At 66.0% G+C, this 3,532-nt stretch carries 2 protein-coding genes; both read left to right on the top strand.

Annotated features, from left to right (window positions below; translation table 11 throughout):
• Positions 1–305: 305 nt before the first annotated feature.
• A complete protein-coding gene (locus VM054_11645; protein ID HUT99711.1) occupies positions 306–2,792 on the top strand; it encodes a M14 family zinc carboxypeptidase in 2,487 nt (828 codons plus the stop codon).
• A gap of 71 nt (positions 2,793–2,863) precedes the next feature.
• Complete coding sequence (locus VM054_11650) at positions 2,864–3,493, top strand: hypothetical protein (protein ID HUT99712.1); 630 nt, start codon at positions 2,864–2,866, stop codon at positions 3,491–3,493.
• The last annotated feature ends 39 nt before the right edge of the window (positions 3,494–3,532 follow it).

Here is a 3,532-nt window from a genome sequence, read left to right on the forward strand (position 1 = left end):
TCCACAATCTCGAAGTGCCACTCGCCGGCGGAGGCCGCCCCGGCCAGCGCCAGCGCGAAAACCACGCAAAAAAGCCTCTTCATCGTAGCCTCATTTCACTTAAATACGTTTCAATCCACTTGAACGGTTAAACCTGGGAAGAGGGATCAACCCACCCTTAAATATACACCCTTCCGGCGCGAAGGCAAGAAAAAAGCGGGCCCGCTTGCGGGGGCCCTTTTTTTATGCTAGGTTCGCCCCTGAGAGGTTATTCAAGGTTACAATGGGGCGGTTTCGCCCGGAAGGCGCCCCCTCCTGGAGGAACCATGCGCAGACTGATTCCCCTCCTTCTCATCGCCGCCCTCGTCTTTCCCGCGGCGGCCAAGACCCAGCTCGTCCGATGCTACCTGACCCGGGAGCTGCAACAGAACGTGCCCTGGGGTACCCTGGACGTGGCGGGGTGGGTGTGGGGCGTGGCGGCGGACGTCCTCGTTGACGAGGCCGATCGCGACCAACTCTACTACTACGGCCTCACGCAGCAGGACGTGCTCATAGACGACGTGGAGGCGGCCACGCGGGCCTTCTGGGAGGAGCAGGCCAACATCCCCGATCCCGACCAGTACCACTCCTACGACCAGATGCTGGCGATGATGCAGACGCTGGCGGCCGACTACCCGGCCATCTGCGAGCTGCACGACCTCTCCACGGAAACCGGGATCGGCCCGACCTACGACGGCATGTACCTCTGGGGGCTGAAAATCTCCGACAACGTGGCCACCGACGAGCCCGACGAGGCCGACGTCATGTTCAACGGCCTGCACCACGCCCGGGAGATAACCACCCACGAGCTGGTGTACCGCTTCGCCGAGTACCTGTGCGAGACCTACGGTATGGATGCGACGGTGACGAACATCGTGGACAACCGCGAGGTTTGGATCGTGCCCATCGTGAACCCGGACGGCTACCAGTACGTGCGGGATTATTACTACAACTGGCGCAAGAACCGGCGGGACAACGGCGACGGCACCTGGGGCGTGGATAACAATCGCAACTACACCTACAAGTGGGGCTACGACGACTACGGCTCGGACCCCGACCCCAGCGGTATCACCTACCGTGGTCCATACCCCGGCTCGGAGCCGGAGACCCAGACGATGATGCACTTCTACGCGGACCGTTCCGACGCGGGCAACCCGGTCGTCGGCGCCATCAACTTCCACACTTACGCGCAGCTCGTCCTCTACCCCTGGGGCTACATTGACGACGTGACCGAGCACAACTACATCTACGCCCCCATGGCCGATCTCTTCGCCGGTTACAACGGCTACACCGCCCAGCCGAGCTACGCGCTCTACAACACCAACGGCGACGCCTGCGACTGGCAGTACGGGAGCCACCTGGCCGACGGCGACGGCCTCCTGGCGGAGCCTCTGTTCGGCTTCACCTTCGAGATGGGCACGCAGTTCCAGCCGCCGTACAGCGAGGTACAGGTGCAGTTCGAAGAGAACCTGCCGGCGATGCTGGACATGTGCCTGTTGGCGCAGAACCCGGAGATGATCTGCCCCCTGCCGGCCCCGGTGATTGACGCCATGGACACCGACGACGACGGCGACTACACGGTGAGCTGGACCATGCCGGAGTACGAGCACGGCGTGCTGGAATACTACCGGCTCGACGAGATGACCGGCTACGAGCGGACCGGCGACGGCGCCGAGGAGGGCCTGGACAACTGGGACAACGTCAACTTCGAGCAATCCGCCTCCAGCCCCCACGAGGGGAGCTACTGCTTCTGGTCCGGGGACGGCGACGGTTACTCGGCCAGGATGACCTCCCTCGGCCCGCTCACGGTCGCCCCGGGCGACGAGCTCACCTACTGGGCCCGGTACAACATCGAGACCGGCTACGACTACGCCTACGTCGAGGCTTCGGCGGACGGCGTCGTCTGGGACCGCCTGCGCATGTTCACCGGCTATCTGGCCAATTGGACCGAGTACACGCACTCCCTGGACGACTACGCCGACGGCTCGTGCTACCTCCGCTTCCGCTACGTCACGGACACCTACACCCACTCGGGCGGCATCTACTTCGACGACATCTACCCCGTGGACACCTACGCGGTGATAACGACCCTGGGCGACGACCTGACCGAGACCTCCTTCGACGTGGAGGGCCGCGACCCCGACACGTACTACTACCGCGTGCGGGGCGGGAACGATTTCAGTTGGGGAGCCTGGAGCGCCGTGGAGGACGTGGATGTCATGCAGTCGAGCGCCCTGGTCGCCGACTTCCACTACGACGACGCCTCGGACGGCATCCTGTTGTCCTGGACGCCGGGGGAGGGCTACGCCGGGGCGAACCTCCTGCGGGAGCGCGACGACGCGCGGGTGCGGCTGAACGAGCGGCTCCTCCCCGCGGAAGCCTCGCACTGGCTGGTCACCGACCCGGCCCTGGACGACCGCTACTACCTCGAGGTGGTGGACTCCTACGGCGAGACGGTGACCTTCGGCCCGCTGACGATTCACGAGCTGCCGGGCGGCTACGTGCGGACGGTGCTGGACGCCCCGTACCCGAACCCGGCCCGCGAGTCGGCCACCCTCTCCTACTCCATCTCGCCGGCCGACGCCGGCAAGGCGCTGGAGATATCCGTTTACGACCTCTCCGGGCGCCGGGTGGAGACCCTGGCCCAGGGCGTCGCCACGGGCGGCAGCCATCTGGTCGTCTGGAATGTAACGAGCGCCGGGGCGGGGGTCTACTTCGTCCGCCTCTCGGTGGGCGAGGAGCGCCAGACGACCCGCCTGGTCATCGCCAGGTAAGTTACCGATTGTACGGTTGCGAAGGGGGCGTCGCGGCGTCCCTTTTTCGGTCGGGGTGCGAAGGGGGCGCGATGGACTGGTTGGAGGACAAGCTGGAGAAGTGGGCCGTGAACATCGAGCTCCGCGCGGGCGGCGATGCCCGCCGTCTCGTGATGCGCGGGTCGGACCGGATCCGCGACCTCGAGCCCGCCGCGATGGCGGAGTGGGTCCGGGGCGCGATGGAGCGGCTGGCGGAGCTCGTGCCGGAACCGGCAACGAGATGCGGAATCCTGGAGAGATTCGGCTGCGAGTTCACCGAGGAGTTCGGCGAGGAGCCGATACTCGCCATGCGGAGGCTGTTCGAGAAAACGGGTGACGTGGACGCCGTGCTGGCGGCGATGCGCGCCGACCGCTCCCTCGGAGGCGCCTCGGTCTACCCGCCCTTCGTCAGGGAGGCAGGCGAGATTCGGGTCACCAAGCGTCCGTGCGACCCGGCGGGGTACGAGAACGCGAAGACGCCCCACGACAGGCAGGTCGCCGGCTGCTACTGCCCGCTGGTCAAGCACGCCCTGGTTGAGATACCCGATTTCTACTGCTGCTGCGGGGCGGGGTGGCACGCGAAAATCTGGGAGGGGATCACCGGGGGGCCGGTGGAGGTCGAGGTGCTCGAAACCATTCTGCGGGGCGGCGAACGGTGCCGTTTCCTCGTGCGCCTGGGGTGAGGGTCTGGGCCCCCCTCTCCCCGTGGGAGAGGGGATGGG

The organism is bacterium (assembly GCA_035528375.1).
Lineage (GTDB): Bacteria > RBG-13-66-14 > RBG-13-66-14 > RBG-13-66-14 > RBG-13-66-14 > RBG-13-66-14.